General features: G+C 62.3%; 21 protein-coding genes and 1 pseudogene. 19 read left to right on the forward strand and 3 right to left on the reverse strand.

What is annotated here, in order from left to right:
- Nucleotides 1-36: 36 nt before the first annotated feature.
- On the forward strand, nt 37-999 hold the full coding sequence (locus EV700_RS06230) for a sensor domain-containing diguanylate cyclase (protein WP_130411868.1): 963 nt from the start codon (nt 37-39) through the stop codon (nt 997-999).
- A 21-nt stretch (nt 1,000-1,020) separates the two neighbouring features.
- On the opposite strand, the gene ylqF is transcribed toward EV700_RS06230, so the two are convergent.
- Nucleotides 1,021-1,956 carry a ribosome biogenesis GTPase YlqF gene (gene ylqF, locus EV700_RS06235; protein WP_130411870.1) on the reverse strand — a complete coding sequence of 312 codons (936 nt, stop codon included), beginning with the start codon at nt 1,954-1,956 and terminating at the stop codon, nt 1,021-1,023.
- Nucleotides 1,957-2,152: 196 nt separating this feature from the next.
- Here ylqF and leuC point away from each other — a divergent pair, with 196 nt between their 5' ends.
- The 5 genes from leuC to EV700_RS06260 all read left to right on the forward strand — a co-directional run bounded on the left by leuC (nt 2,153) and on the right by EV700_RS06260 (nt 7,885).
- On the forward strand, nt 2,153-3,571 hold the full coding sequence (gene leuC / locus EV700_RS06240; protein WP_130411872.1) for a 3-isopropylmalate dehydratase large subunit: 1,419 nt from the start codon (nt 2,153-2,155) through the stop codon (nt 3,569-3,571).
- A 13-nt stretch (nt 3,572-3,584) separates the two neighbouring features.
- On the forward strand, nt 3,585-4,232 hold the full coding sequence (leuD, locus tag EV700_RS06245; protein WP_130411874.1) for a 3-isopropylmalate dehydratase small subunit: 648 nt from the start codon (nt 3,585-3,587) through the stop codon (nt 4,230-4,232).
- Between the two features lie 84 nt (nt 4,233-4,316).
- Nucleotides 4,317-5,390, forward strand: coding sequence for a 3-isopropylmalate dehydrogenase (gene leuB / locus EV700_RS06250; protein ID WP_130411876.1), 1,074 nt, complete (start codon nt 4,317-4,319; stop codon nt 5,388-5,390).
- 231 nt (nt 5,391-5,621) lie between these two features.
- The gene (asd, locus tag EV700_RS06255) at nt 5,622-6,728 is read left to right on the forward strand and encodes an aspartate-semialdehyde dehydrogenase (protein WP_130411878.1); all 1,107 of its coding nucleotides are present in this window, start codon (nt 5,622-5,624) and stop codon (nt 6,726-6,728) included.
- 155 nt (nt 6,729-6,883) lie between these two features.
- Complete coding sequence (locus EV700_RS06260; RefSeq protein WP_130411880.1) at nt 6,884-7,885, forward strand: zinc-binding dehydrogenase; 1,002 nt, start codon at nt 6,884-6,886, stop codon at nt 7,883-7,885.
- 41 nt (nt 7,886-7,926) lie between these two features.
- On the opposite strand, the gene EV700_RS06265 is transcribed toward EV700_RS06260, so the two are convergent.
- Both EV700_RS06265 and EV700_RS06270 read right to left on the reverse strand, forming a co-directional pair.
- A complete protein-coding gene (locus tag EV700_RS06265) occupies nt 7,927-8,616 on the reverse strand; it encodes an anti-sigma factor (RefSeq protein ID WP_130411882.1) in 690 nt (229 codons plus the stop codon).
- Nucleotides 8,613-9,158, reverse strand: a complete 546-nt coding sequence (locus tag EV700_RS06270) for a sigma-70 family RNA polymerase sigma factor (RefSeq protein WP_130411884.1) — start codon at nt 9,156-9,158, stop codon at nt 8,613-8,615. The genes EV700_RS06265 and EV700_RS06270 overlap by 4 nt, the downstream gene beginning before the upstream one ends.
- Before the next feature lie 319 nt (nt 9,159-9,477).
- On the opposite strand from EV700_RS06270, the gene EV700_RS06275 reads away from it, so the two are divergent.
- The 13 genes and pseudogenes from EV700_RS06275 to prpB all read left to right on the forward strand — a co-directional run bounded on the left by EV700_RS06275 (nt 9,478) and on the right by prpB (nt 25,470).
- The gene (locus EV700_RS06275) at nt 9,478-12,255 is read left to right on the forward strand and encodes a motility hub landmark protein FimV (protein WP_130411886.1); all 2,778 of its coding nucleotides are present in this window, start codon (nt 9,478-9,480) and stop codon (nt 12,253-12,255) included.
- A 67-nt stretch (nt 12,256-12,322) separates the two neighbouring features.
- On the forward strand, nt 12,323-13,111 hold the full coding sequence (gene truA / locus EV700_RS06280) for a tRNA pseudouridine(38-40) synthase TruA (RefSeq protein WP_130411888.1): 789 nt from the start codon (nt 12,323-12,325) through the stop codon (nt 13,109-13,111).
- A 47-nt stretch (nt 13,112-13,158) separates the two neighbouring features.
- A complete protein-coding gene (locus EV700_RS06285; RefSeq protein ID WP_130411890.1) occupies nt 13,159-13,782 on the forward strand; it encodes a phosphoribosylanthranilate isomerase in 624 nt (207 codons plus the stop codon).
- Nucleotides 13,779-14,990: a tryptophan synthase subunit beta gene (gene trpB / locus EV700_RS06290; protein ID WP_130411892.1), complete on the forward strand. Its 1,212-nt coding sequence runs from the start codon at nt 13,779-13,781 to the stop codon at nt 14,988-14,990. Before EV700_RS06285 ends, trpB begins: the two co-directional genes overlap by 4 nt.
- A 27-nt stretch (nt 14,991-15,017) precedes the next feature.
- Nucleotides 15,018-15,824, forward strand: coding sequence for a tryptophan synthase subunit alpha (gene trpA / locus EV700_RS06295; protein WP_130411894.1), 807 nt, complete (start codon nt 15,018-15,020; stop codon nt 15,822-15,824).
- Between the two features lie 24 nt (nt 15,825-15,848).
- Nucleotides 15,849-16,706 (forward strand): acetyl-CoA carboxylase, carboxyltransferase subunit beta, encoded by an 858-nt coding sequence (accD, locus tag EV700_RS06300; protein ID WP_130411896.1) that lies wholly within the window; start codon nt 15,849-15,851, stop codon nt 16,704-16,706.
- Between the two features lie 34 nt (nt 16,707-16,740).
- Nucleotides 16,741-18,003, forward strand: a complete 1,263-nt coding sequence (gene folC / locus EV700_RS06305) for a bifunctional tetrahydrofolate synthase/dihydrofolate synthase (RefSeq protein ID WP_242610198.1) — start codon at nt 16,741-16,743, stop codon at nt 18,001-18,003.
- Nucleotides 17,987-19,186: an SPOR domain-containing protein gene (locus EV700_RS06310; protein WP_130411900.1), complete on the forward strand. Its 1,200-nt coding sequence runs from the start codon at nt 17,987-17,989 to the stop codon at nt 19,184-19,186. The genes folC and EV700_RS06310 overlap by 17 nt, the downstream gene beginning before the upstream one ends.
- On the forward strand, nt 19,174-19,695 hold the full coding sequence (locus tag EV700_RS06315; protein WP_130411902.1) for a DUF2726 domain-containing protein: 522 nt from the start codon (nt 19,174-19,176) through the stop codon (nt 19,693-19,695). The genes EV700_RS06310 and EV700_RS06315 overlap by 13 nt, the downstream gene beginning before the upstream one ends.
- 36 nt (nt 19,696-19,731) lie before the next feature.
- Nucleotides 19,732-21,861: pseudogene (rlmKL, locus tag EV700_RS17015) on the forward strand (bifunctional 23S rRNA (guanine(2069)-N(7))-methyltransferase RlmK/23S rRNA (guanine(2445)-N(2))-methyltransferase RlmL); the annotation flags it as partial.
- Nucleotides 21,862-23,288: 1,427 nt separating this feature from the next.
- Nucleotides 23,289-23,537, forward strand: coding sequence for a glutaredoxin family protein (locus EV700_RS06325; RefSeq protein WP_130411904.1), 249 nt, complete (start codon nt 23,289-23,291; stop codon nt 23,535-23,537).
- 338 nt (nt 23,538-23,875) lie between these two features.
- The gene (locus tag EV700_RS06330; protein WP_130411906.1) at nt 23,876-24,586 is read left to right on the forward strand and encodes a GntR family transcriptional regulator; all 711 of its coding nucleotides are present in this window, start codon (nt 23,876-23,878) and stop codon (nt 24,584-24,586) included.
- On the forward strand, nt 24,583-25,470 hold the full coding sequence (prpB, locus tag EV700_RS06335; protein ID WP_130411908.1) for a methylisocitrate lyase: 888 nt from the start codon (nt 24,583-24,585) through the stop codon (nt 25,468-25,470). The genes EV700_RS06330 and prpB overlap by 4 nt, the downstream gene beginning before the upstream one ends.
- Nucleotides 25,471-25,573: the final 103 nt, after the last annotated feature.

Raw genomic sequence — 25,573 nt, forward strand, 5'->3', positions numbered from 1 at the left:
TCCCGCCAGACCGGCTCCGGCGGCAAGGAGTGGTGCATGCAAGTCCCCGATTTTCCGCCGGATGAAGATGTCCGCCTGCGTACCCTGATGTCGCTGAACATTCTCGATACGCTGCCGGAAGAGCGTTTTGACCGCCTGACGCGCCTCGCGCAGCGGGTTTTCCGGGTGCCGATCGCGCTGGTCAGTCTGATCGACAGCAACCGCCAGTGGTTCAAGTCCTGCCAGGGGCTGGAGGTGCGCGAAACGCCGCGCGACGTTTCCTTCTGCGCCCACGCCATTCTCGGCAACGACCTGCTGGTGATCCCCGATGCCGCCGCCGACGCCCGCTTTGCCGACAATCCGCTGGTGACGGGCGAGCCATGCATCCGCTTTTACGCCGGTTCCCCGCTGAAAGCACCGAACGGAAGCCTGCTGGGCACGCTGTGCGTGATTGACCGGCAGCCCCGGGAGTTCAGCCAGGAGGATCGTGACGCCCTGCGTGACCTGGCTGCTATCGTCGAGCAGGAGTTGGCCATCCTGTTCCTGGCGACCATGGATGAACTGACCGGCGTCTGCAATCGTCGCGGCTTCATGATGCTGGCGCCGCAAGTGCTGAAGCTGTGCCAGCGCCAGCTGACGCCCGCGACGCTGGCTTTCTTCGATCTTGATGGCCTGAAGCCGGTCAACGACCGCTTCGGGCATGGCGAAGGGGATGTGGCGCTGACGGTGTTCGCCGCCCATTTGCGGCGCAGCCTGCGCGCATCCGATCTGGTGGCGCGGCTGGGCGGCGACGAGTTCGCGGCGTTGTGCATCGACACCACCCGCGAGAAGGTGACGACCGTCATCGAGCGCTTGCGGGAAGGGCTGGAGGCCCATAACCGCGAGGCGGAGCGGGGCTATGAAATCCGCTTCTCGTGCGGCGTGGTGCAGGTGGACCCGGAGAATGCGCTGTCGCTGGACGCGTTGCTGCGCGAAGGGGATGTGCTGATGTACGAGAGCAAGGCCGGGCGGGCGCGCTAGGGCGGTGCCCGGCTCGCCGCGTCAGTCGCGGTGCCGGGGCTGGTCACCCAACGGCTTTTTCTTCTTTGCCGCTTCCTTGGCCGCCTTCTCGGCGCGTTTCTGCTCCACGATCACCAGTTCCTGCTCGATCATCTCCGGCGTTTCCAGGGTGACGCGGCCGATGACGATGTTGCGCAACTCCTGCAGCAGGATGTTGGAAATCTTGTGGAAGTCGACATGGCCGCCACTGCCCAGACAGCCGCGCTGACGGCCGATCATTTCCAGGAAATCCACTTCGCCTTCGGGCAGCACATCCAGCTTGAAGCGCTCCTTCATCTGTTCCGGATAGGCCTTCATCAGGAAGCCGACGGTGAACACCGCGACGTCATCGGCGCTCATCGCGGTTTCCTTGATGGCGCCGGTGGCGGCCAGGCGGTAGCCGCTGGGCACGTTCTCGATCTTCGGCCACAGGATGCCGGGCGTGTCGTAGAGCAGGATGCCGTTATTGAGGTTGATGCACTGCTGGCCCTTGGTGATGGCCGGTTCGTTGCCGGTCTTGGCGATCTGCTTGCCCGCCAGGATGTTGATGATGGTGGACTTGCCGACGTTGGGGATGCCGGTGATCAGCACCGTGACGTTGCCCAGCGCGTTTTCCTTGCCCTTGAGGATGTTCTTGATCAGGCCGATCAGGCTGCGGATCTGCTCCGGACGTTGCGAGGTGACGGCAATGGCCTTCACGCCTTGCTGCTTTTCCCAGTGCGCCTGCCACAATGGGGTGACGTCGGGATCGGCCAGGTCGCTCTTGTTCAGCAGGCGGATCCACGGCTTCTTGCCGCGAAACTGCTCGATCACCGGATTGGAGCTGCTGTAGGGAATACGGGCGTCGACAATCTCGATGATCAGGTCGACCTTGGGCAGCAGTTCCTTGATCTCGCGGATCGCCTTGTTCATGTGGCCGGGGAACCAGTTGATGCTCATGGGGTCGCGCCTGCGTCGAAAGGAAATTAAGGGCGCATATTCTACCTGTTCCCCTGCGGCTTGGGGAAAGTAAGGTGGGAGCGGGCCATGTTTGATTCCATAAATCTATTCAATCCATAAAAATTATAAAATTGTGTTATGAGGAGGGCGGTCATAAAATCCCCCTATCACCCGGCACTGCAAGGGGAATTCCGCCATGACCGCCAAGACGCTCTACGACAAATTATGGGATGACCACCTCGTCAAGCAACGCGACGACGGCTCCTGCCTCATCTACATCGACCGCCAGTTGCTGCACGAAGTGACCAGCCCGCAAGCCTTTGAAGGCCTGAAGCTGGCCGGTCGCCAGCCGTGGCGGCTCGACGCCAACATCGCCACGCCCGACCACAACGTGCCTACCGACAAGGAAGAGCGCACGCACGGCATCGCCGGCATCAAGGACGAAACCTCGCGCATCCAGGTGCAGACGCTGGATGACAACTGCAAGGAATTCGGCGTGGTCGAATTCGACATCTTTGACGAGCGTCAGGGCATCGTCCACGTCGTCGGTCCGGAGCAGGGTCTCACCTTGCCGGGCATGACCGTGGTCTGCGGCGACTCGCATACCGCCACGCACGGCGCGTTCGCCTGCCTCGCGCACGGCATCGGCACCAGTGAAGTGGAACACGTGCTGGCCACGCAATGCCTGGTGCAGAAGAAGTCGAAGAACATGCTGATCCGCGTCAACGGCCAACTCGGCGCGGGCGTCACCGCGAAGGACGTGGTGCTGGCCATCATCGGCAAGATCGGTACCGCCGGCGGCACCGGCTACGCCATTGAGTTCGGCGGTCAGGTGTTCCGCGACATGAGCATGGAAGGCCGCATGACCGTCTGCAACATGGCCATCGAGGCCGGCGCGCGCGTCGGCATGGTGGCGGTGGATGAAAAGACCATCGAGTACTTCCGCGGCAAGCCCTTCGCGCCTAAGGCCGACCAGTGGGATGCCGCCGTGGCTTACTGGCAAACGCTGGTGTCTGATGACGGCGCGCATTTCGACGCCATCATCGACATTGACGGCGCCGCCATCGAGCCGCAAGTGTCGTGGGGCACTTCGCCGGAAATGGTGTTGCCCGTGACCGCGACCCTGCCCGCGCTGGCCACCGCCGCCGACGCCGTGCAGCGCAATTCCTGGGAGCGCGCCTACCAGTACATGGGCCTGACCCCGGAAGCGCCGGTCACCGCGATCAAGCTCGACCGCGTATTCATCGGCTCCTGCACCAACTCGCGCATCGAAGACCTGCGCGCCGCCGCCGCCGTGATCAAGGGCCGCTCCGTGGCTGCCTCGGTCAAGCAGGCGATGGTGGTGCCGGGTTCCGGTCTGGTAAAGAAGCAGGCCGAGGCGGAAGGGCTGGACAAGGTCTTTGTCGCCGCCGGTTTCGAATGGCGCGAGCCGGGTTGCTCGATGTGCCTGGCCATGAACGCCGACAAGCTGATGTCCGGCGAGCATTGCGCCTCCACGTCCAACCGCAACTTCGAAGGACGCCAGGGCAACGGCGGCCGCACCCACCTGGTCAGTCCGGCCATGGCGGCGGCGGCGGCGATTGCCGGCCACTTTGTTGACGTACGTCATTTCTGACAGGAGCACGACCATGCAAGCATTTACCGTTGTCACCGGCGTGGCGGCTCCGCTGGATCGCGCCAACGTCGACACCGACCAGATCATTCCCAAGCAATTCCTGAAGTCGATCAAGCGCAGCGGCTTTGGCGTCAACCTCTTTGACGAGTGGCGTTACCTGGACGAAGGCTACCCCGGACAGGACTGCTCCAAGCGTGCGCTGAACACGGAATTCGTGCTCAACCAGCCGCGTTACCAAGGCGCGAAGGTATTGCTGGCCCGCCAGAACTTCGGTTGCGGCTCCAGCCGCGAGCACGCGCCGTGGGCGCTGGACGAATACGGCTTCCGCGCCGTCATCGCCTCCAGCTTCGCCGACATCTTCTTCAACAACTGTTTCAAGAACGGTCTGTTGCCGGTGATCCTGCCGGAAGATCAGGTCGACATCCTGTTCAAGGAGTGCGAGGCGACCGAAGGCTACCAGCTCACCGTTGATCTGGAAAAACTGCAGGTGATCCGACCGAACGGCGAGGCCTTCAGCTTCAGCGTCGATAACTTCCGCCGTCATTGCCTGTTGAACGGCCTGGATGACATCGGCCTGACGCTGCAAGTGGCCGACGACATCCATGCCTTTGAGGCCAAGGCCCGCGCAGCGCGGCCGTGGGTGTTCAACGCCCTGCGTTAAGCGAATGGCGGGCGCGCGCGGCGCGCCCTGGCTCCCCGAATTTCAAACCGCGATGCGCTAAGGCGCATCCCCTGGAAGAAAGACATGTCGAAACATATTGTGATCCTCTCCGGCGACGGCATCGGCCCGGAAATCATGGCCGAAGGCGAAAAGGTCCTCGCCAAGGTCAACGAACGCTTCAACCTCGGCCTGAGCTGGAGCCATGAACTGCTGGGCGGCTGCGCCATCGACGCCCACGGCGTGCCGCTGCCCGACCAGACCCTGGAAGCCGCCCGCAAGGCCGACGCCGTGCTGTTGGCCGCCGTCGGCGGTCCGAAGTGGGACACCATCGAACGCTCGATCCGTCCGGAGCGCGGCCTGCTGAAGATCCGTTCCGAACTGAACCTGTTCGCCAATCTGCGTCCGGCCATCCTGTATCCGCAACTGGCTTCCGCTTCCAGCCTGAAGCCGGAAATCGTCGCCGGACTGGATATCCTGATCGTGCGTGAACTGACCGGCGGCATCTACTTCGGTCAGCCGCGCGGCGTGCGCACGCTGGAAAACGGCGAGCGTCAGGGCTACAACACCGACGTCTACAGCGAAAGCGAAATCCGCCGCATCGCCCACGTCGCCTTCCAGCTCGCCATGCAGCGCAACAAGAAGGTCTGCTCGGTCGACAAGGCCAACGTGCTGGAAGTGACCGAACTGTGGAAGGAAATCACCACCGAAGTCGGCAAGGAATACCCGGAAGTGCAGCTGTCGCACATGTACGTCGACAACGCCGCCATGCAGCTGGTGCGCAACCCCAAGCAGTTTGACGTCATCGTCACCGGCAACCTCTTCGGCGATATTCTCTCTGACGAAGCCGCCATGCTCACCGGCTCCATCGGCATGCTGCCAAGCGCCTCGCTCGACCAGCAGAAGAAGGGCATGTACGAACCCTGCCACGGCTCCGCCCCGGACATCGCCGGCAAGGGCATCGCCAACCCGCTGGCCACCATCCTGTCCGTCGCCATGATGTTGCGCTATACCTTCAACGAAGGCGAAGCGGCAAACGCCATTGAAACCGCCGTGGGTAAAGTTCTGGACCAAGGCCTGCGCACCGCGGATATCTGGACGGAAGGCACGAAGAAGGTTGGCACCCAGGAAATGGGCGAAGCCGTCGTGGCCGCGCTGTAAAGACGCAACCCTCCTGTCCGTAGCCAATGTTTGAGCCACACGACAGGAATCAGCGGAAGGTCGAAGTCGCGCACGGCGGTTCAGCAGAGAGCTGACCGCGCGCGAGTTTGGCGAAGGACAACGGTTTTGCCTACTTTTGCCAAGACAAAAGTAGGGCCCGCGGCAGGCGGATGACGGTAGCCATACCGACCCGCCACCGCATACCCGAACACACGAATTGAGGAACACAAAATGCGAGTAGGTCTTGTAGGCTGGCGCGGCATGGTCGGCTCCGTACTGATGCAACGCATGGTCGAAGAAAACGACTTCGCCCACTTCGAACCCTATTACTTCACCACCAGCAGCGTCGGCGGCGCTTCCCCGTCCTTCGGCGGCAAGACCGCCCCGGCGCTGATGGACGCCAAGGACATCGACGCCCTCAAGTCCATGGACGTCATCCTCACCTGCCAGGGCGGCGACTACACCGGCGAAGTCTTCCCCAAGCTGCGCGCCGCCGGCTGGAACGGCTACTGGATCGACGCCGCGTCGTCGCTGCGCATGGAAAATGACGCCATCATCGTCCTTGATCCGGTCAACCTGAACGTCATCAAGGACGGTCTGGCCAAGGGCATCAAGAACTACATCGGCGGCAATTGCACCAACTCCATCATGCTGATGGGCATGGGCGGCCTGTTCCACGCTGGTCTGGTCGACTGGATCAGCTCCATGACCTATCAGGCAGCCTCCGGCGGCGGCGCCAACCACATGCGCGAACTGCTGAAGGGCATGGGCGTCATCCATTCGGCCGTCGAAGCCGAACTGGCGACTCCGTCCTCCGCCATCCTCGATATCGACCGCAAGGTCGCCCAATGCATCCGTGAAGACGTGCCCACCGAATTCTTCGGTGCGCCGCTGGCGGGCGGCCTGATCCCCTGGATCGACAAGCAGCTCGACAACGGCCAGTCCAAGGAAGAGTGGAAGGGGCAGGCGGAAGTCAACAAGATCCTCGGCACCGCCAGCACCATTCCGGTGGACGGCCTGTGCGTGCGTATCGGCGCCATGCGCTGCCACAGCCTCGCCTTGACCGTGAAGCTGAAGAAGGACTTGCCGCTCAGCGAGATTGAATCAATCATCAAGTCCGGCAATCCGTGGGTGAAGTGGGTGCCGAACGACCGTGAAATCTCGGTCAAGGAACTGACCCCGGCCTCGATTACCGGCAAGCTCGACATCGGCGTCGGCCGTGTGCGCAAGCTGAACATGGGTCCGGAATACATTTCCGCCTTCGTGATCGGCGACCAACTGCTGTGGGGCGCCGCCGAACCGCTGCGCCGCATGCTGCGCCTGCTGATCGCCGCCTGAGCGGTTATCGGTCCGACAAGGGCGTCCCGGTGACGCCCTTTGTTTTTTGTCCTGCTTTCACGCTTGATTTCCAGCGCCAAACTCCCCACTCTTTCCGCACGTTCCACCCCGGCTCGCACGAACCGGAATTCTTATGGCCCGATGCAGGAATGCCCATGAAAGCGCTCGTACTCACCAGCAAAGAAGACGGTGTCGTCTTCAATCCCGATTATCCCAAGCCCGCCGCCGGTTCCGGTGAAGTGCTGGTCAAGGTCAAGGCCGCCGCGCTCAACCACCGTGATGTCTGGATCACCAAGGGCATGTACGCGGGCATCAAGTATCCGACCATCCTCGGTTCCGATGGCGTCGGCGAAGTGGTGGCGGTGGGCGAGGGGGTTGATGACGCCCTGATCGGCCAGGAAGTGATCCTCAATCCGAATGTGGGCTGGGGCGACAATCCCCGGCACCAGCTGCGCTCCTACAGCATCCTCGGCTTGCCGAAGGACGGCACGCTGGCGGAATACGTGGTGGTCGACGCCGACCGCGTTCGCGCCAAGCCCGGGCACCTGCTGATCGAACAAGCGGCCGCCTTGCCGCTGGCAGGCATGACCGCCTACCGCGCCCTGTTCGGCCGCGCCGGTCTGCAACCGCATGAAAAAGTGCTGATCAGCGGTGTTGGCGGCGGCGTGGCGTTGTTTGCCCTGCAGTTCGCCGTGGCGTGCGGCGCGCAGGTGTTCGTGACGTCCGGCAGCGAGGACAAGATTTCTCGGGCCATCGCCATGGGCGCCAAGGCCGGAGCCAATTACAAGGAAGAAGGCTGGCAGAAGGCCTTCGCCAAGGCGCACGGGGAAATGGACGTGATCATCGACAGCGCGGGTGGTAACGGCTTCGCCGCGCTGGTCGATCTGGTGGCTTTCGGCGGCCGTATCGCGTTCTATGGCGGCGGCCAGGGCAATATCAACAATCTCAATCCACAGAAGCTGTTCTGGAAGCAGGCCAGCATCCTCGGTTCAACCATGGGCAGCGATCAGGAGTTTTCCGCCATGGTCGATTTTGTGGAAAAGCACCAGATCGTGCCGGTCGTCGACAGTGTCTATACGCTGGTAAACGGCAAGGCCGCCTTCGAGCACATGGCGAACGGCGCGCAGTTCGGCAAGATTGTGGTCAGTATCGCCTGAGTCAGTCCGGCGCCCGTATCCGCTCCGGATACGGGCGCCGTTCAGATTTTCAGCACCGGTTTGCCGCTGCCGATCACCGGTCCGGTCGGCAGGCCGGTTGGCGAACCACCGGACGGCTCCACGCTGATCGCCAGCGTGCCGGCCATCGCCAGTCGTTGCACGCCTTGGTCGGATAGCTCCACCTCGGCCGTTTTTCCGTTCATGCGCAGCAAGCCCAGCGATACGGGCGCTTTGCCGTCCGGGATAGCCCATAATTCCAGTGCTTTGTCCTTGTCGACCGCGACCGGAAACAGGGTGGCGATGCTCAGGCGTTGATGCGGTTCATCCAGTCGGACCAACCAGTTGGGCTTTCCTTCCGGAGTACTGATCACGGCAAGCTCCAGGAGTGGCGCCGGGGCGGGACGCAGGACGACGAACGTGAGCAGCATCAGGGCGGCGGCTGTTGCCCCGAAAGCCCAGCCGCGCCAGAACGCCAGGCTGAAGAAGGGCTCCGGCTCGAAGTCGCCGCCGACGCGGGCGCGGATGTTGGCCCAAACCTGTTCGGGCGGGGCATGCGGGGGGAGGGCGTTCGCCCACGGGTTCAGGCGGGTTTCCCACGCACGGGTAATCCGTTGCCACTCAGGGTCTTTGGCCATCAAGGCGATAAATCTGTCCCGGGCCTTGCCTTGCAGGGTGCCCAGCACATATTCCGCCGCCAGCCGGTGCCGCAGTTCAGGGTGATCGTATTTCATGTCTGCATGCACTGCCGCAGTTGTACCAGCCCGCGCCGGATCCGGGCCTTGACGGTGCCCAAGGGGGTGTCAAGACGCCCGGCCAGTTCGGTGTGGCTCAGTCCTTCAAAAAAAGCCAGCGCCAGCGACTCCTGCTGGTGCACATCCAGTTGCTCGAGACACCGCGCCAGCGCCTTGCTGTCCTGATCCGTCATCAAGTGGTGCAGGGGCGTCGGCAGGTCCGAGGCAATCTTCGACCAGCTTTCATCATCCGGTTGCACCAGTCGGCGGTCGCTTTGTCGCAACCGGTCAATGCAGCGGTTGCGGATGATAGTGTTCAGCCAGGTCTGGACGGTGCCGCGCTCGGGGTTGTAAGTCCGTGCACTGTGCCACAGGCCGACATAAGTGTCCTGCAGGACCTCTTCCGCCTCATCGCGCCGTCTCAGCAACCCCAGCGCAATCGCGTACAGGCGCGGGGAGGTGGCGTCATAAAAATGCCTGAAAGCCTGTCGGTCGCCCAGGCTGATTCGCGACAACAGGTAGGCGGTATCCACAGTCCTCATTCAACCTCGCTGTAAATCCGTTCGGGCGACATCGGATGGCCGCCCCCCACAATACCCCAAGCGCAGGCCGGCTGTGAACAGTGCTTGATCAATGGCGGTCACGCGGCGCATATACGGTCGATACCGGCAAAAACCGGAAAATGACCAGCCTTTGGCAATCCACAAGAAATAAAGGGCCGAAAATCCTTTAGTGATTGCGAGTTACAGAAGCCTTGTGATAAAAAACAGTAAAAATTTACAGGCTTTGGCCGGAGTTTACCGGTCTGGTCTCGGGGTTCTCCCCGTCAACGTCAAGAATAACCAGCAAAGGAAACAAATAATGGTTCTGCGCAAGCTGACTCTGGCATTACTGGGCATGGGGGTAATGCTGCCGGGTCTTTCACACGCCCTGGCTGTTCGCGATATCCAGACCAAGTCCGCGCTTGGCCAACCATTACGGGTTGAGGTCGAGCTGAGCGATCTGGGTGATCTTACCAGTGAGGATATCCGTGTCGGTTTGGCTACCCAGGAAGACTTTCAGCGACTGGGCATTGAGAGAAGTTTTTTCCTGACGGATCTCCGTTTTGAAGTGGTGGTCAACCCGGGCGCGCGCTCCTTTATCCGGGTTTCCAGCTCGAAGCGTGTTTCCGAACCGTTCCTCGACTTTGTGATCCGCATCAGCTGGCCGGGCAATACCCGCCTGCAGGAGCTGCCCATCCTGCTGGATCCTCCCGTTGTCGCCTCCTCACGCCCGGTCGAGCCTGCCGCGCCCGTGGTCGCCACCGTTGAGCCTGTTCCTGCGGCCCGCCCGGAAGCGCCGGCTCCCCAGCCTGAGTTGATGGCCGCCGCTCCTGTGGCTGAGCCGGACCAGGCTCCGACCTATCAGGTTCGCCGTCGCGACAGCCTGTGGTCCATCGCCCAGCGTGTCCGCCCGGCGCGTGACATCAGCGTCCCGCGCATGATGCAGGCCCTGTACAAGGCCAATCCCCAGGCATTCGTCGCCAACAATATCAATATGCTGCGTGACGGTCAGGTATTGCGAGTTCCAACCCTGGGGGAGGTGCAGTCCTCCGGTGATCGCGAAGCGGCCCAGATGCTTTCCTCGCGCAATTCCGCGGCCGCCGAGGCGCGCAAGCTGAGCGGCAAGCAGATCAATGCCACCGCGGCCGCCTCAAAGCCGGTCACCGTGACGGCCCAGCCCCGGGTAGAGATGAAGCTGGTCGCCGCTGATGGCGGAAAGAATGCAACCGGCCATCCCGACAGCCATCACTCGGCGTCTTCTCGCGGCAAGGGGGGGGTTGCGGCTGCAAAACCCTCCCAATCCGGCAATTCTGCCCCGAAACCGGCCCATGCCGCCGGTTTGGCGGGAGAAGTGGCTGCCCTGCAAAGCAAACTGAAGATCAACGACACGAAAATAGCCATGCAAAATGCCCGCCTCGCCCAATTGGAAGCTCAGTTAAAAGCCCGCGCCCAGGAACAGGCCAAGAACAAGGGCACCGACAAGCATCTTGAGCGCAAGGCGATTGCGACCCTGGCTTGCGGTGTTGCCACCCAGTCCTTCCTGTCCAGTGAGGCCAAGGCGGCGGATGCGCCGGCCAAGGCGTCCGGCGGGTCGATGATGCCGGTTGTGGGCGGAGTTGCTCTTCTGCTGATTGTCGCCGCGATTTTCTTCTTTAAGTCCCGCGCGCGCAAACCCGAGGCTCCTGCGGCCCGTCCCGCCGCACCCAAGCCCGCCACTCCCGCATCCGCACCCGCTCCGACGCCTGTTCAGGCGGCGCCCAAGCCGGCTCCGGCTCCCGAAGTCAAGAAACCGGCGGACCCGCTGGAAGAGGCGCAAGCGTATTTCAATCTGGAGCGCTATCCGCAGGCCGTGGGCGTTTTGAACAAGGCGCTTGCGCAAACGCCGGATCGTTCGGATCTGCATTTGCTGCTGCTGGAAATCTTTGTCCGTCAGAATGACCGTCAAAGTTTTGAAGACCAGTATGCCCGTCTGGAATCGCTGGGTGAGCTTGAAGCGCTTTTCAAGGCGGATGAAATCAAGCGCCGCCTGCCGGAGGAGGTCAAGCATGCCGCCGCTCCCGCTCATGCCGAAGGTGTTGTTGAGTACGCTCCCACCGGCATCAAGAAAGAAGACTCTGCCGGGCCCAGCCTTGAGGACCTGGAGAAAGACTTCGCGCTCAGTCTGTCACAGCCGAACCTGAAGGCCGTCGACGTCGAAATCCGTGAGCCGGAACAGGCTGCTCCTGCCAAGGTTGATGAACTGGATGCCCTGCTGGACTCCAGTCTGGAATTCAACTTCACCAAGTCGGAGCCTGCCCCGGTCGAAACGGCCCCCGCCGCCGATCTTGATTTCGCATTTGAGGCGCCGTCCGCCCAACCGGATTCGGCTGCCGAGCTGTCGCTCGATAGCCTGGACGCATTCCTGGAAGAGAACAAGGTAACGCCGGAAGCGGTCGCTGCGCCGGTTGAGGCTTTGCCGGAGTTCGACTTCGAGAAGGCGCTGTCCGCCTACAAGGAAGAGGAGGCGGTAGCCGCCCCTGAGCCGGTTGTTGTCCCTGAACCGGTTGTCGAGACTGCTGCTATTGAGCCGGTTGCGGCTGTTGATGAAATGGCCGGGTTGGCCGAAGGACTGGAACTGGAAGAGTTCAACGTCAGCCAGATCAACCTGCCGGTGACGGATGTAGAAATCCGTCATGAAACCCAGTCCGGACTGGAGGCTCTGGACGGCGATTTCAATTTTGATGATTTTGCAACGACACCCGAACCGGTGGTCGAGCCTGCCCCGGCCGCGTCTTTCGAGGCCTTCGAGTCCGTTGACCTGGGTTCGGCTGCAGCGGCATTTGATGCCGAACTGGCCGGTCAGGCAGCCGGATCCTCGTTGGACGATGAGTCTGGCTTCGATCTGGGTGACGGTTCCGCCGATGCACTGGCTGCGCTCGATCAGGAATTTTCTTTCCTGGCCACGACTGACGAAAACACTACCCGCCTGGAGTTGGCGCGCGCCTACGTTGAAATGGGTGACAAGGCTGCCGCCCGCGACTTGCTGGAAGAAGTGGTTGCCGAAGGCAAGGAAGATCAGCGCCAGGAAGCCCAGGGCATGCTGATGCGTATTGCCTGATCACCTCTTGACGTCAACCCTGAGGCCGCTTTAAAAAGCGGCCTCTTTTATTTTTGGGGCAGGGCGCATGCGTTACGCCATCGGTATTGATTATGACGGCAACGGTTACCGGGGCTGGCAAACCCAGCAGGAAGGCGTCCCCAGCGTCCAGTTGACCCTGGAAATCGCCCTGTCGAAAATTGCCGCGCATCCGGTTATTGTGCATGCCGCCGGCCGCACCGATGCCGGCGTGCATGCCTCCGGCATGATCGCCCATTTCGACAGCCCCTCGATTCGTAAGCCCTACAACTGGGTACTGGGAACCAACACCCAATTACCGCCGGATATTGCCCTGCGCTGGATACAGCCAGTCAGTGATGAGTTTCACGCCCGCTTCAAGGCTGTGGCCCGGCGTTACCGCTTTATCATCTTCAACAGCCCGCAGCGATCCAGCCAGCTAGCCGGCAAGGTGACCTGGCACTACCATCCGCTGGATGTCGAGCGCATGCAGCGGGCGGCCACCTATCTGGTCGGACGTCATGACTTCACCACCTTTCGCGCCGTCGAGTGCCAGTCGCGGCAACCGGTCCGTGATGTCCATTTCCTGAAAGTCTGGCGTCAGGGGCCGCTGATCATCCTTGATATCCAGGCCGACGGTTTTCTGCATCACATGGTGCGTAATATTGCCGGGGTGTTGATGCGCATCGGCGAGGGTAAGGCCGAACCGGAATGGGTGCAGGACTTGATCCGGGTCAGGGACCGCACCCAGGGCGGGGTGACCGCCAGTCCCGGCGGCCTGTACTTCGTGGACGCACTTTACCCGCCGGAGTTTGAATTACCACGCGAAGCGCCCGGCCCGGTGTGGTTGCAGGGCTGAATCGCTGCTAGAATCGGGGCCTTGTTTTTTCCAATGCAGAACAGCCCTTGTCGTATCGAACCCGAGTCAAAATCTGTGGCATAACCCGTCTGGAGGATGCCCTCGACGCCGTGCGGCTCGGGGCCGATGCCTTGGGGTTTGTCTTCTATCCGCCCAGTCCGCGCTATGTCGCGCCGGAGAAAGCGGCCGAAATCATTGCCCGCCTGCCGCCGTTCGTGACTACGACCGGCTTGTTCGTGGATGCTGACGCGCAGCAGGTGCGCGATGTGCTGGCTACCGCGCCGCTGGGCTTGCTGCAGTTTCACGGCGATGAAAGTCCCGAATACTGCGCCGGGTTCAGGCAGCCCTGGATCAAGGCGCTGCGCATGCAGCCCGGTCTGGATGTGGCCGCCAAAATCCGCGACTACCGCGACGCGGCGGGCATTTTGCTGGATGCCTGGCACCCGCAGCTCAAGGGCGGCACCGGCGAGACCTTTGATTGGCGGCACTGGCCGAAACACAGCGGTTTGTCGCTGATTCTGGCAGGCGGACTCACCCCGGAAAACGTTGCCGAAGCCATCCATCTCACCCAACCCTATGCGGTTGATGTCAGCGGCGGGGTGGAGCTGGGCAAGGGACTTAAAGATTTTACGCTGATGCAAGCCTTCATGGCGGGAGTAAACGCAGCATGACTGCTATCAATTACCAGGATTTTCCCGATAACCGCGGTCACTTCGGCGTTCATGGCGGTCGTTTCGTTTCTGAAACGCTGATGGCGGCTCTGCAGGAACTGGAGGCGCTGTACGCCAAGCTGAAGGATGATCCGGCGTTCATCGCCGAGTTTGACCGTGACATGGCCCATTACGTCGGTCGTCCGTCACCCCTCTATCACGCCGAGCGCTGGAGCCGGGAACTGGGCGGCGCGCAGATTTACCTGAAGCGGGAAGATCTGAACCACACCGGCGCGCACAAGGTCAACAACACCATCGGTCAGGCGCTGCTGGCCAAGCATGCGGGCAAGACCCGTGTCATCGCCGAGACCGGCGCCGGCCAGCATGGCGTCGCCACCGCCACCATCGCCGCCCGTCTGGGCATGGAATGCGTGGTGTACATGGGCGCGGAAGATGTGAAGCGCCAGGCCATGAATGTCTATCGCATGAAGCTGCTGGGCGCGACGGTGGTGCCGGTGACCTCCGGTTCGAAAACGCTCAAGGACGCCATGAACGAAGCCATGCGCGACTGGGTGACCAATGTCGACAACACGTACTATGTGATCGGCACGGTCGCCGGGCCGCACCCTTATCCGATGCTGGTGCGCGATTTCCAGTCGATCATTGGTCGTGAAGCCCGCCGTCAGTGTCTGGAGCAGACCGGCCGACTGCCGGACGCGCTGGTGGCCTGCGTCGGCGGCGGTTCCAACGCCATCGGCCTGTTCCACCCCTTCCTGACGGATGAGTCGGTCAAGATGTACGGGGTGGAGGCCGCCGGTGACGGCGTGGAAACCGGACGTCACTCCGCGCCGCTCAGCGCCGGGCGCATCGGCGTGCTGCACGGCAACCGCACTTACCTGATGACCGACAATGACGGTCAGATCATCGAGACCCACTCCATTTCCGCCGGTCTGGATTATCCCGGCGTCGGCCCAGAGCATAGCTGGCTGAAGGACATCAAGCGCGTCAACTATGTCGCCATCACCGACGATGAGGCCCTCGCGGGCTTCCGCGGCCTGACCCAGGTGGAAGGCATTATTCCCGCGCTGGAATCCAGCCATGCCCTGGCCTATGTCAGCAAGCTGGCCCCGACCATGAGTAAGGATGAGATCATCATCTGCAACCTGTCCGGTCGCGGTGACAAGGATTTGCTGACCGTCGCCAAGCTCGACGGCATCATTGTGGCGTGACGCCCGGTCAACTTTTCAGGAAAGCACATGTCCCGTATCAAGGCCTGCTTCGCCGCGTTGAAGCAACAGAACCGCAAGGCGCTGATTCCCTACATCACCGCCGGTGACCCGCATCCCGACCATACTGTCGGCCAACTGCATGCGCTGGTGGAAGGCGGCGCCGACATCCTCGAATTGGGGATTCCGTTCTCCGATCCCATGGCGGATGGTCCGACCATTACCAAGGCCCACGAACGCGCATTGGTTCATCACACCTCGCTCAAGCGGGTGCTGGCGATGGTCAGCGAGTTCCGCCGTAAGGATGACAAGACGCCCGTGGTGCTGATGGGCTACCTGAATCCGCTGGAAATCATGGGCTATGACGCCTTCGCCAAGGCCGCCGCCGCCGCCGGTGTCGATGGCGTGCTGACCGTGGACCTGCCGCCGGAGGAGTCTGAGATTCTGACGGCTAGCCTGAAGCAGAACGGTCTAGATCCGATTTTCCTGCTGGCGCCGACCACCACGCCGGAACGTATCCATCACATCACGGCCGCAGCCAGCGGCTATGTCTATTATGTTTCGCTGAAGGGTGTGACCGGCTCCAACACGCTGGATATCGACGAAGTGGCGGAGCGCATTGCCGCCATTCGCCAGGCCAGCGATTTGCCCATTGGCGTCGGTTTTGGTATTAAGGATGCCGAAACCGCCGCCGCCGTGGCCCGTCATGCCGACGGAGTCGTGGTCGGATCGGCGCTGGTCAGTCGTATCGCCGAGTTGCAGGACGTGCCGGAAGCCATTCCCGGCGTCCTTAGCGGGATCCTCCGCGACCTGCGACAGGCGATGGATGCGGTCTGACGGCCGCACACAGGGGTATAGCAGATGAGTTGGATCGGAAAAATCCTGCCGAACGCCGGCAAGAACGCGGAAGAGAAGCGGGTGTCGGTGCCGGAAGGCCTGTGGCGACGCTGCCCCAAATGCGACGGCGTGCTGTACAAGGCGGAATTGGACCGCAACCTCAATGTCTGCCCCAAGTGTGATCATCATCTGCGCATCAACGCCCGCGAGCGGCTGGGCATGTTCCTGGATCCGGATGATCTGGAGGAGCTGGGGTCTGACCTGTTGCCGGAAGACAAGTTGCGTTTTCGCGACAGCAAGCGTTATACCGACCGGCTGGATGCCGCCCGCAATGAAACCGGCGAGAGCGATGCCCTGATCGCGATGAAGGGCAGCCTCAACGGCATGCCTGTGGTGGTTGTGGCGTTTGAATTCAGCTTCATGGGCGGCTCGATGGGCAGTATTGTCGGCTCGCGTTTCATTCGCGCCGCCCAGGTGTGCCTGGAGCAGCGCATTCCCCTGATCTGTTTCGCCGCCTCCGGCGGGGCGCGCATGCAGGAGGCGCTGTTCTCCCTGATGCAGATGGCGCGTACCGCCGCCATTATCGAGCAGATGAAAGTCAACGGTATCCCCTTCATTTCTGTGCTGACCGACCCCGTCTACGGGGGCGTTTCCGCCAGCCTGGCCATGCTTGGCGATCTGAATGTGGCCGAACCCAATGCCCTGATCGGTTTTGCCGGCCCGCGCGTCATTGAGCAAACCGTCCGCCAAAAATTGCCGGAAGGATTCCAGCGCTCCGAGTTCCTGCTGGAACATGGCACGGTGGATATGATCGTGCACCGCCACGCCATGCGCGACACCCTGTTCCGGGTGTTGGCCAAGCTGACCCACCGTCCGTTGTAACCCGCCGGTTCCCGGACGCTTTCGAGGCTGTTTGATGTTTTCCACGTTGTCAGAATGGCTGGCCCATCTGGAGCTTGCCCATGTCCGGGCCATCGACCTGGGTCTGGACCGTGTCCGTCAGGTGGCGAGGGTGCTGGATGCCGATCACTTCGCCTGCCCGGTGATTACCGTGGGCGGCACCAATGGCAAGGGGTCTACCGTCGCGACCCTGACCTCGGTCTATCTCGCCGCCGGATACCGGGTGGCCACCTATACCTCGCCGCACCTCTATGTTTTTAACGAACGCATCGCTCTGGATGGCAGTCCTGTTGCGGATGACGTGCTGATCGGCGCTTTCGAGGCGGTGGAAGCAGCCCGTGTCCAGGCGGATGTTTCCCTGAGCTATTTCGAATTCACCACCCTGGCGGCGTTCGTGGTCTTCCGCGAAGCCAATCCTGACATCGTGGTGCTGGAGGTAGGCTTGGGCGGCCGTCTGGACGCCGTGAACCTGGTGGATGCGACCGTGGCGGTCATCACCAGCATCGGTATCGACCACACCGACTGGCTGGGCGACACCCGTGAGGCTATCGGCTTTGAGAAAGCGGGGATATTCCGCGCCGGACACGCCGTGGTTTGCGGTGACCGTGAACCGCCCGCTACATTGCTGGACCATGCGGCCGACCTGGAGTGCCCGATGGCGCTGAAGGGTCGCGATTTTGATTTCGCCGCCAAGGGCGCCAGTTGGAGCTGGTGGAGCGCGACCGCTCGGCATGACGGCCTGCTGATGCCGCGCCTTGCTCTGGATAATGTCGCTACGGCGCTTGCCGCCATCCAGGCGGTTTCCCTGCCGGTGAGCGAGTCCGCGCTGCGAGAAGGGATAGTGCAGGCCAGTGTGCCGGGGCGTTTGGAGCGTTTGCTGTGGCAAGGTGTGGAAATTGTGCTGGACGTCGCGCATAACCCGCACGGCGCTGCCTTTTTTATGCAACAATTGCAACCGGTCAGGGGGCGGACACGCGCCGTCCTCGCCATGCTGGCCGACAAGGATGCCGGAGGCGTCCTCGATGCTTGCCTCGGCCGTGTCGATGTCTGGTATCCCGCCGGCTTGCAGGTGTCTCGCGGCCAGGATGCGCAGCGGTTATTGTCGTTGCTTCAGGAGCGGGGCATGTATTTTGCGGCCGGTTATGCGCGGGTCGCCGCTGCGCTGGCAGCTGCTCTTCATGAGGCGCTTCCCGGCGACCGGATTCTGGTTTTCGGTTCATTTTATACAGTATCAGCAGCCCGCGAGTGGCTAGAAAAGAATCATGGATACAGCAATTAAACAACGCATTCTCGGTGGTGTGGTCCTGTTGGCCGGCGCCGCCATTTTCCTGCCGCTGATGCTTGACGGAACCGGGGCGCGCCTGTTGAGCCGTCTTGAACCCATTCCGGCCCATCCGTTGGCACCGACTGCAGAAAAGGCGGCGCCGAATCTGGATGGACAGGCGCAATCGGCCGAGCAAGCCGTGGATCAGGCGCACGAAGACTCAACAGCCTTTTATCCGGTGGGAGAGCCTCAGCCCGGCATCCCTGCTGATACCGCTTCACAGGTTCCCGGCCCGGCTCCGGTCGCTCCTCCGGCGGCTTTGGCCAAAACACCCGAACAATTGGCGGCTGAAGAGGCTGCCCGCAAGCGCGCCAATGACTTGCTGAACAGTACGGATGAAATTTCCCCCGAAGAGGCCGCGCGCCAACAGCGTTCCGCCGAGAAGTTGGCCCGGGAAATGGCCAGTCATCCGGATGCGGTAACGGCAATGCCGGCCGTGCCGGCAGCCGCTGCCGACAAGAAGGTGGATGAGGAGCGCGCCCGCGCCATTCTGGAAGCCCGTAATCTGGCGGATCAGAAAGCTGCCGATGAAAAGGCGGCTCATCTCCGCGAGCAGAAACTGGCCTTGGAAAAAGCCGCAGCCGACAAGCCTGTCGTTGACAAGAAAGCGGCCGAAGACAAGCTGAAGGCAGACAAGCTGGTCGCCGAGAAAAAGCTGGCGGAAGATAAAGCCAAGGCGGAAAAGGCGGCGGAAAAGAAGCTGGCGGATGAAAAAGCCAAAGCCGATAAATTGAAGGCTGAAAAACTGGCGGCCGAAGAAAAGGCCAAAGCGGACAAGCTGGCTGAGGAAAAGGCCAAAGCCAAGAAGCTGGAAGAACAGAAAGCCAAGGTCGCGCTGGAAGGCAAGGCCAAGGCCGAAGAAAAAGCCAAGGCGGATGACAAGGCCGAGAGCAAGCCGGTGGGTGGCAGCCAGGCCTGGGTGGTGCAGGCGGGCAGCTTCAGCGACAAGGCCAAGGCAGCCGAGTTGTCCACCAAGCTCAAGGGCAAGGGCTTCCGCGCGCAAGTGGTGAAGAACGGCGACGCCTGGAAAGTCGTGGTCGGACCCGAGCTGGACAAGGGCGCCGCCAAGGCGTTGAGCGGCCGCCTCAGCGGTGAAGCCGGTATTTCAGGAGCCTGGGTCGCGCCTTGGAAACCCTGATACACCTGTTTGGCGAACAAGGCACACTGATCCTTGTTGTCGTACTGGTGCTGGCGCTGTTGTTGCTGGTGCTGGGCGGCAAGAAACGGGAACTGACCATCGACGAGATGGACTGGCCCTATATTCCCCGGGAGCTGATGACGGCTCCCGAACGGATCCTGTTTGGCCGCCTGCGCCAGGCGCTGCCGGATTACCTGATTTTTACCCAGGTGCAATTGTCGCGCATGCTGGATGTGGATGTTGAAGTCGATTATCACGGCTGGATCAACCGCATCAACCGCATGAGCGTGGACTTCGTGGTCTGCGCCCCGGACGGGGCCACCATCCTGGCCGCCATCGAACTCGACGATTCCACCCATAACCGCGCCGACCGCATCAAGGCTGATGCCAAGAAGGACCGGGCGCTCGCCGAAGCCGGTATTCGCATCATTCGCTGGCCCGTGCATGACATGCCGCAGCCCGACCGTATCCGCCGCGAATTCCTGCAGGGATTTTCCAAACGACGTTAAACGTCCGCATCTGGCGGACGACATTCCGAGAGCAACATGATATTGACTGACTGGGTGGTTTCCTGCGCTGACGGCCTTGAACTCCTGCTGATTGAAGAACTGAAGGAACTGGGCGTCACCGACTGCACCCGCACCGCCGGGGCGATCCTGGTGAAAGGCACGCTGGAACAAGCCTACCTGATTTGCCTGTGGTCGCGACTGGCCTCGCGCGTGTTCAAGCCGCTGCTGACCGTGAACGACATTGCCCCGGAGGCCATGTACGAAGCCGCCGTCGCTTTCCCGTGGAACGAAGTCTTCGCGGTCAACAAGACCTTCGCCATCCATGCCGTCGCCAGCAAGGGCGTGGTCACCCACACCCAATACATGGCGCTGAAACTGAAGGACGCCATCGCTGACTTTTTCCGCAACAGCACCGGCCAGCGTCCGGATGTGCGCGTGCAGGAATCCGATGCGCCGCTGCACATTTTCATCCAGGAAGGCAGCCTGACCATCAGCCTCGACATGTCCGGCGAGAGCCTGCACCGTCGCGGCTATCGCACCCAGATCGGTGAAGCGCCGCTCAAGGAAACGCTGGCGGCCGCCATCCTGCGTCAGGCCGGTTGGCCGAATGTCCGGTTTGAGGCGCTGGTGGACCCGATGTGCGGCTCCGGCACCTTCATCACCGAAGCCGCGCTGATGTTTGGCGATGTCGCGCCCGGCCTCCATCGCAATTACTATGGCTTCCTTGGCTGGCAGGGCCACGACGCCGAACTGTGGGCCTCCTTGCTGGAAGAAGCCCGCCAACGCGAAGCCGCCGCCGCGCAAAAGCCCTGGCCGCAGTTCTTCGGCTATGACGCCAGCCGCGACGCCTTGCAGGCTGCGATGAAAAACGCCCATGCCGCCGGTATCGGTCACCGCATCGTGCTGGAAAACCGTGAACTATGGAAATTGCCTGCTGCCCCGGCCAAGCTTGGCCTGCTGGTGACCAACCCGCCTTATGGCGAGCGTATCGGTGACTCCGAAACGACATTGTGGCTCTACAAGGCCGTCGGCCGACTGGCCCGTGAGCGCCTGCCCGGCTGGCAGGCCGCCGTGCTCGCCGCCGACATCCAGCATGCCGACGCGCTCGGCTTGCAGCACCGGGATACCCAGCGCCTGCGTAACGGCGACCTGACCGTGTTTGTGCGGCATGGCGATGTGATCCCGGTCGATGAAGAAATCGCGCATGTGTTTACGCCGCAGATTGGCGATATTCCGGAAGAGGGCGAAGCCTTCGCGAACCGGGTGCAGAAGAACTTGGCGCATTGCCAGAAACAGGCGCAGCGGGAAGGCGTCAGCTGCTATCGCGTTTATGACGCCGACCTGCCGGATTACAACCTGGCGATTGATGTATACGGCGACTGCCTGCATGTGCAGGAATACGCCGCGCCCAAGGAAATCGACCCTGAAAAGGCGTCGAACCGTTTCAAGCTGGCGCTGAACATCATCCGGCAGGTTTTCGGCCTGCATAAGGAAAAAGTGTTCATCAAGGTGCGCACCCAGCAGAAGGGCAGCAGCCAGTACGAGAAGCAGTCCGATCGCGGCAAGCTGCAGGATGTGCGCGAAGGCAAGGCGCACCTGCTGGTCAACCTCACCGATTATCTCGATACCGGCCTGTTCCTCGATCATCGGCCGATGCGCCAGAAAATTGCCGCTGAAGTGCAGGGCAAGAGCTTCCTCAACCTGTTCGCCTATACCGGCAGCGTCAGCGTCCATGCCGCACTGGGCGGAGCGAAGCAAACGGTGACCGTAGACCTGTCCAACACCTATCTGGACTGGGCGCGCAAGAACTTCGCCGTCAACGGTATCAGCCCCACCAACCATCGCTTTGAAGAAGCCGATGTCATGGAGTGGCTGCATCGCTGTCGTGAAACCTTCGATGTGATCTTCATCGACCCGCCAACCTTCTCCAATTCCAAGAAGATGCGCGATGTCTTTGACGTGCAGCGTGACCATGTGGAACTGCTGACACTGGCGATGCGCCACTTGAAGGAAGACGGCGTTTGCTATTTCTCCAACAACTTCCGTCGCTTCGAGCTGGACGAAACCGCGTTGCAGACCTACGGTTTTGAAGAGATCTCGCCGGAAACGCTGGGCTTTGACTTCCGTCGCAACGACCGGATCCATCGCTGCTGGCGTCTCAAACATACCCCGGAAAGCGTTGCGGCCATCCTCAAGCCGGACCCGGCAGGGCGCTTCAACCCCAACAATTCGGATAACCGCGGCTATGGCGATCGCCAGGACGCCGGTTATACCTCCGGCCGCGCCTTTGGCGGCTATCACGCCCAGAACCAACGAGGGGATCGGGACATGAGTAATTACGAAGACAGAAAGCCCCGGTTCCAGCGGGATGATGGCCCGCGCCGTGATGGCGAAGGCCGCCCGCCGCGTCGCTTTGCCGGCGACCGCCCTGAAGGTGCGCGTTCGCCGCGTGAGGAAAGTGGTGAATTCCGTCCGCGCAACCCGCGTCCCGAGGGTGGTTCTGACCGTCCCCGTTTCGGCGGAGGGGACCGTCCGCAACGCCCGCGTTTTGAGGGCGACCGCGACGGCAACCGCGCCCCGCGTGAAGGCGGCTTCAATCAGGATCGCCCGCGCTTTGGTGGTGAAGGCCGTCCGCAAGGCGACCGTCCCCGCAGCGGTGGCGAGTTCCGTCGTGACGATCGTCCCCGCTTCGATCGCGGAGGCGATAGCCGTCCCCCGCGTGACGGTGGTGAAGGCCGCAGCTTCCAGCGCGACGACCGGCCGCGTCCGTACCGTCCGGAAGGCGGCGCGGACCGCCCCCGTTTTGGCGGCGAAGGCCGTGCCGAAGGTAATCGTCCTCCCCGTACCGGGGGTGGCGAATTCCGCCGTGATGACCGTCCGCGCTTTGGCGGGGAAGGTCGGCCCGAAGGTGGTCGTCCTCCGCGCGCCCCCGGCGAATTCCGTCGTGACGATCGTCCCCGCTTCGATCGCGGCGGCGACAGCCGTCCGCCGCGTGACGGTGGTGAAGGCCGCAGTTTCCAGCGCGATGACCGGCCGCGTCCATATCGCCCGGAAGGCGGATCGGATCGTCCTCGCTTCGGCGACCGTGACGGCAACCGCGCCCCGCGTGAAGGCGGCTTCAATCGTGATGATCGCCCGCGTCAGGGTGGGGAAGGCCGCCCTTACGGCGACCGCCCGCAGCGTCCCGGCGGTGATTTCCGTCGTGACGACCGTCCCCGCTTCGATCGTGGCGGCGACAGCCGTCCGCCGCGTGAGGGTGGTGAAGGCCGCAGCTTCCAGCGTGACGACCGTCCCCGCGCCCCGCGTCCGGAAGGCGCGGGTGGCTTTGACCGCAACCGTTCCGGTGGTGATCGCCCGCAACGCCCGTTCCGTGAAGGCGGCGACAACCGCCCCCCGCGTTCCGGCGGTGACTTCCGCCGTGATGACCGCCCGCGCAGCGGCGGCGAGTTCCGGCCCCGCTCGGGTGGCGACGACCGTCGTCCCGCCCGCCAGGATGGCGATCGCCCCGCGTTCCGCCGCGATGGTGACCGCCCGGCCCCGCGCCGCGAATTCTCCGATCGCCCCTTCAACCGCGACCGCAAGCGCGACGACGAATGATCGCTAAGCTGTATGGCACCTCCGGGTGCCATCTCTGCGACGATGCCGAACGGCTGCTGGCGCAAGCCGGTGCCGCCCTCCGGCTCGACTGGACCTATATCGACATCGCCCTGAATGACGAACTGGTCGACCGCTATGGCACCCGCATCCCCGTCCTGCTGATCAACCGCCACGAACTCAACTGGCCATTTTCCCTGCTCGACATCCACCGCGCCGCCAGCAGCGCTTCTCCAACCCAGCCCTAATCATCCAGCCAGTTCCTGAAACCCCCCTAACATCCCGAAGCCGCACATGTCTTCGTGACCACCACCCATGCCGTCCGCAGCCATTGTCCGAGCCACATACCGGCCAACAACGTCCCGGATATCAAAATCCTTGCAGCAGCGAACCGACCTTGCGCGAGTTATGGCGAAGGACTCGCTTTTGCCTACTTTTGGCGACGCAAAAGTAGGGCCCGCCGCAGGCGACCCCATTACGACTAAAGTCATCCCGTTTTGTCGACAAAAAACTTGCAATAATCCGTATCGAGCCTAAAATCCCCACCACACTCGCAAGATTGTCGACAATCCGGACCGAAAGCCCGATGAACGAACCCGCTCTGACCCAACCCGAAGAAGCCAACCTCACGCTGGCCGACCGGGTATTCGGCCAGATCCAGAACGCCATCGTCAAAGGCGAACTCCGCGCCGGTAGCAAAATCTCCGAATCCGAACTCGCCGCCCGCTACGGCGTCTCGCGCGGCCCCTTGCGTGAAGCCCTCAACCGCCTTGAATCCCGCCAGTTGCTGGTGCGCACCCCACACGTCGGCATGCGCGTCGCCTCGCTGTCGGTGGAGGAGTTGCTGGAAATCTACCGCGTCCGCGAATCACTGGAAGGCCTGGCCGCGCGCCTCGCCGCCGAGAACGCCACCCCCGAAGAAATCGCCGGACTTAAATCCCTGCTCGCCTTCCACCAGGAACAGTCCGAACTGCAGGCGGGCACCGGTTATTATCAGGAGGAGGGTGATTTCGACCTGCATTACCGCCTTATCCTCGCCAGCCACAACAAGGTGCTCAGCCAGATGCTGCTGGGCGAGCTGTACCACCGCGTCCGGCTCTACCGCTACCAGTTCTCCGGCACAGCCGGACGCCCGCACAAGGCGTTTGCCGAACATTCCCAGATCATCGCCGCCATCGAAAACCGAGATGGCGAAATGGCCGAACTGCTCATGCGCCGCCACATAGGCGCGGCCCGCAAGAACATCGAGGCCCATCACCAGTCCGCCCCCGGACACCAACAGGTGCAATTACCATGAGTACACTGAACAGCGCCGGTGCGCGCTTCCGCAAAGCCTTGGCTGAAGAAAGCCCCTTGCAGGTCATCGGCGCCATCAACGCCAATCACGCCCTGCTGGCCAAGCGCGCCGGTTTCAAGGCCATTTACCTGAGCGGTGGCGGTGTCGCCGCCGGTTCGCTGGGCCTGCCCGACCTGGGCATCAACACCCTGGATGACGTGCTGGTCGACACCCGCCGCATCACCGATGTCTGCGACCTGCCGCTGCTGGTCGACATCGACACCGGCTTCGGCCCCAGCGCCTTCAACATCGAACGCACCGTCAAGAGCCTGATCAAGGCCGGAGCCGCCGCCTGCCATATTGAAGATCAAGTTGGCGCGAAGCGTTGCGGCCACCGTCCCGGCAAGGAAATCGTCACCACCGAGGAAATGGTCGACCGCGTCAAGGCCGCCGCTGATGCCAAGACTGACCCCAACTTCTTCCTGATCGCCCGCACCGACGCCATCCAGGTGCACGGCGTGGATGCCGCCATCGAGCGCGCTATCAAGTGCGTGGAAGCGGGCGCAGACGGTATCTTCGCCGAAGCCGCTTATGACCTCGAAACCTACAAGCGTTTCGTTGACGCCGTGAAGGTGCCGGTGCTGGCCAACATCACCGAGTTCGGCAAGACACCGCTGTTCAGCGTCGAAGACCTGCAACCGACCGGCGTCGGCATGGTGCTGTACCCGCTCAGCGCCTTCCGTGCCATGAACAAGGCTGCCGAGCTGGTGTACCAGTCGGTGCGCGCCAATGGTCACCAGCGTGAAGTGATTGACATCATGCAGACCCGTGAAGAGCTGTATGACCGAATTGGTTACCACGAGTTTGAAGGCAAGCTGGACGCACTGTTCGCTGCCAAGAAATGATTTCTGTAGGTCGGGTTTCAACCCGCCAACCTCTCCGTTGCGGAGGGCGGTTGTCGGGCTCAAGCCTGACCTACCAATGAACAAACCAACGGATAGACCCTAG

This window comes from Fluviicoccus keumensis (assembly GCF_004217445.1).
Taxonomy (GTDB): domain Bacteria; phylum Pseudomonadota; class Gammaproteobacteria; order Pseudomonadales; family Moraxellaceae; genus Fluviicoccus; species Fluviicoccus keumensis.

Excerpts from the sequence above, each read along its gene's own strand:
- EV700_RS06230 (WP_130411868.1), top strand. The coding sequence starts at position 37 with ATGCAAGTCCCCGATTTTCCGCCGGATGAAGATGTCCGCCTGCGTACC.
- ylqF (WP_130411870.1), bottom strand. The coding sequence starts at position 1,956 with ATGAGCATCAACTGGTTCCCCGGCCACATGAACAAGGCGATCCGCGAG.
- leuC (WP_130411872.1), top strand. The coding sequence starts at position 2,153 with ATGACCGCCAAGACGCTCTACGACAAATTATGGGATGACCACCTCGTC.
- leuD (WP_130411874.1), top strand. The coding sequence starts at position 3,585 with ATGCAAGCATTTACCGTTGTCACCGGCGTGGCGGCTCCGCTGGATCGC.
- leuB (WP_130411876.1), top strand. The coding sequence starts at position 4,317 with ATGTCGAAACATATTGTGATCCTCTCCGGCGACGGCATCGGCCCGGAA.
- asd (WP_130411878.1), top strand. The coding sequence starts at position 5,622 with ATGCGAGTAGGTCTTGTAGGCTGGCGCGGCATGGTCGGCTCCGTACTG.
- EV700_RS06260 (WP_130411880.1), top strand. The coding sequence starts at position 6,884 with ATGAAAGCGCTCGTACTCACCAGCAAAGAAGACGGTGTCGTCTTCAAT.
- EV700_RS06265 (WP_130411882.1), bottom strand. The coding sequence starts at position 8,616 with ATGAAATACGATCACCCTGAACTGCGGCACCGGCTGGCGGCGGAATAT.
- EV700_RS06270 (WP_130411884.1), bottom strand. The coding sequence starts at position 9,158 with ATGAGGACTGTGGATACCGCCTACCTGTTGTCGCGAATCAGCCTGGGC.
- EV700_RS06275 (WP_130411886.1), top strand. The coding sequence starts at position 9,478 with ATGGTTCTGCGCAAGCTGACTCTGGCATTACTGGGCATGGGGGTAATG.
- truA (WP_130411888.1), top strand. The coding sequence starts at position 12,323 with ATGCGTTACGCCATCGGTATTGATTATGACGGCAACGGTTACCGGGGC.
- trpB (WP_130411892.1), top strand. The coding sequence starts at position 13,779 with ATGACTGCTATCAATTACCAGGATTTTCCCGATAACCGCGGTCACTTC.
- trpA (WP_130411894.1), top strand. The coding sequence starts at position 15,018 with ATGTCCCGTATCAAGGCCTGCTTCGCCGCGTTGAAGCAACAGAACCGC.
- accD (WP_130411896.1), top strand. The coding sequence starts at position 15,849 with ATGAGTTGGATCGGAAAAATCCTGCCGAACGCCGGCAAGAACGCGGAA.
- folC (WP_242610198.1), top strand. The coding sequence starts at position 16,741 with ATGTTTTCCACGTTGTCAGAATGGCTGGCCCATCTGGAGCTTGCCCAT.
- EV700_RS06310 (WP_130411900.1), top strand. The coding sequence starts at position 17,987 with ATGGATACAGCAATTAAACAACGCATTCTCGGTGGTGTGGTCCTGTTG.
- EV700_RS06325 (WP_130411904.1), top strand. The coding sequence starts at position 23,289 with ATGATCGCTAAGCTGTATGGCACCTCCGGGTGCCATCTCTGCGACGAT.
- EV700_RS06330 (WP_130411906.1), top strand. The coding sequence starts at position 23,876 with ATGAACGAACCCGCTCTGACCCAACCCGAAGAAGCCAACCTCACGCTG.
- prpB (WP_130411908.1), top strand. The coding sequence starts at position 24,583 with ATGAGTACACTGAACAGCGCCGGTGCGCGCTTCCGCAAAGCCTTGGCT.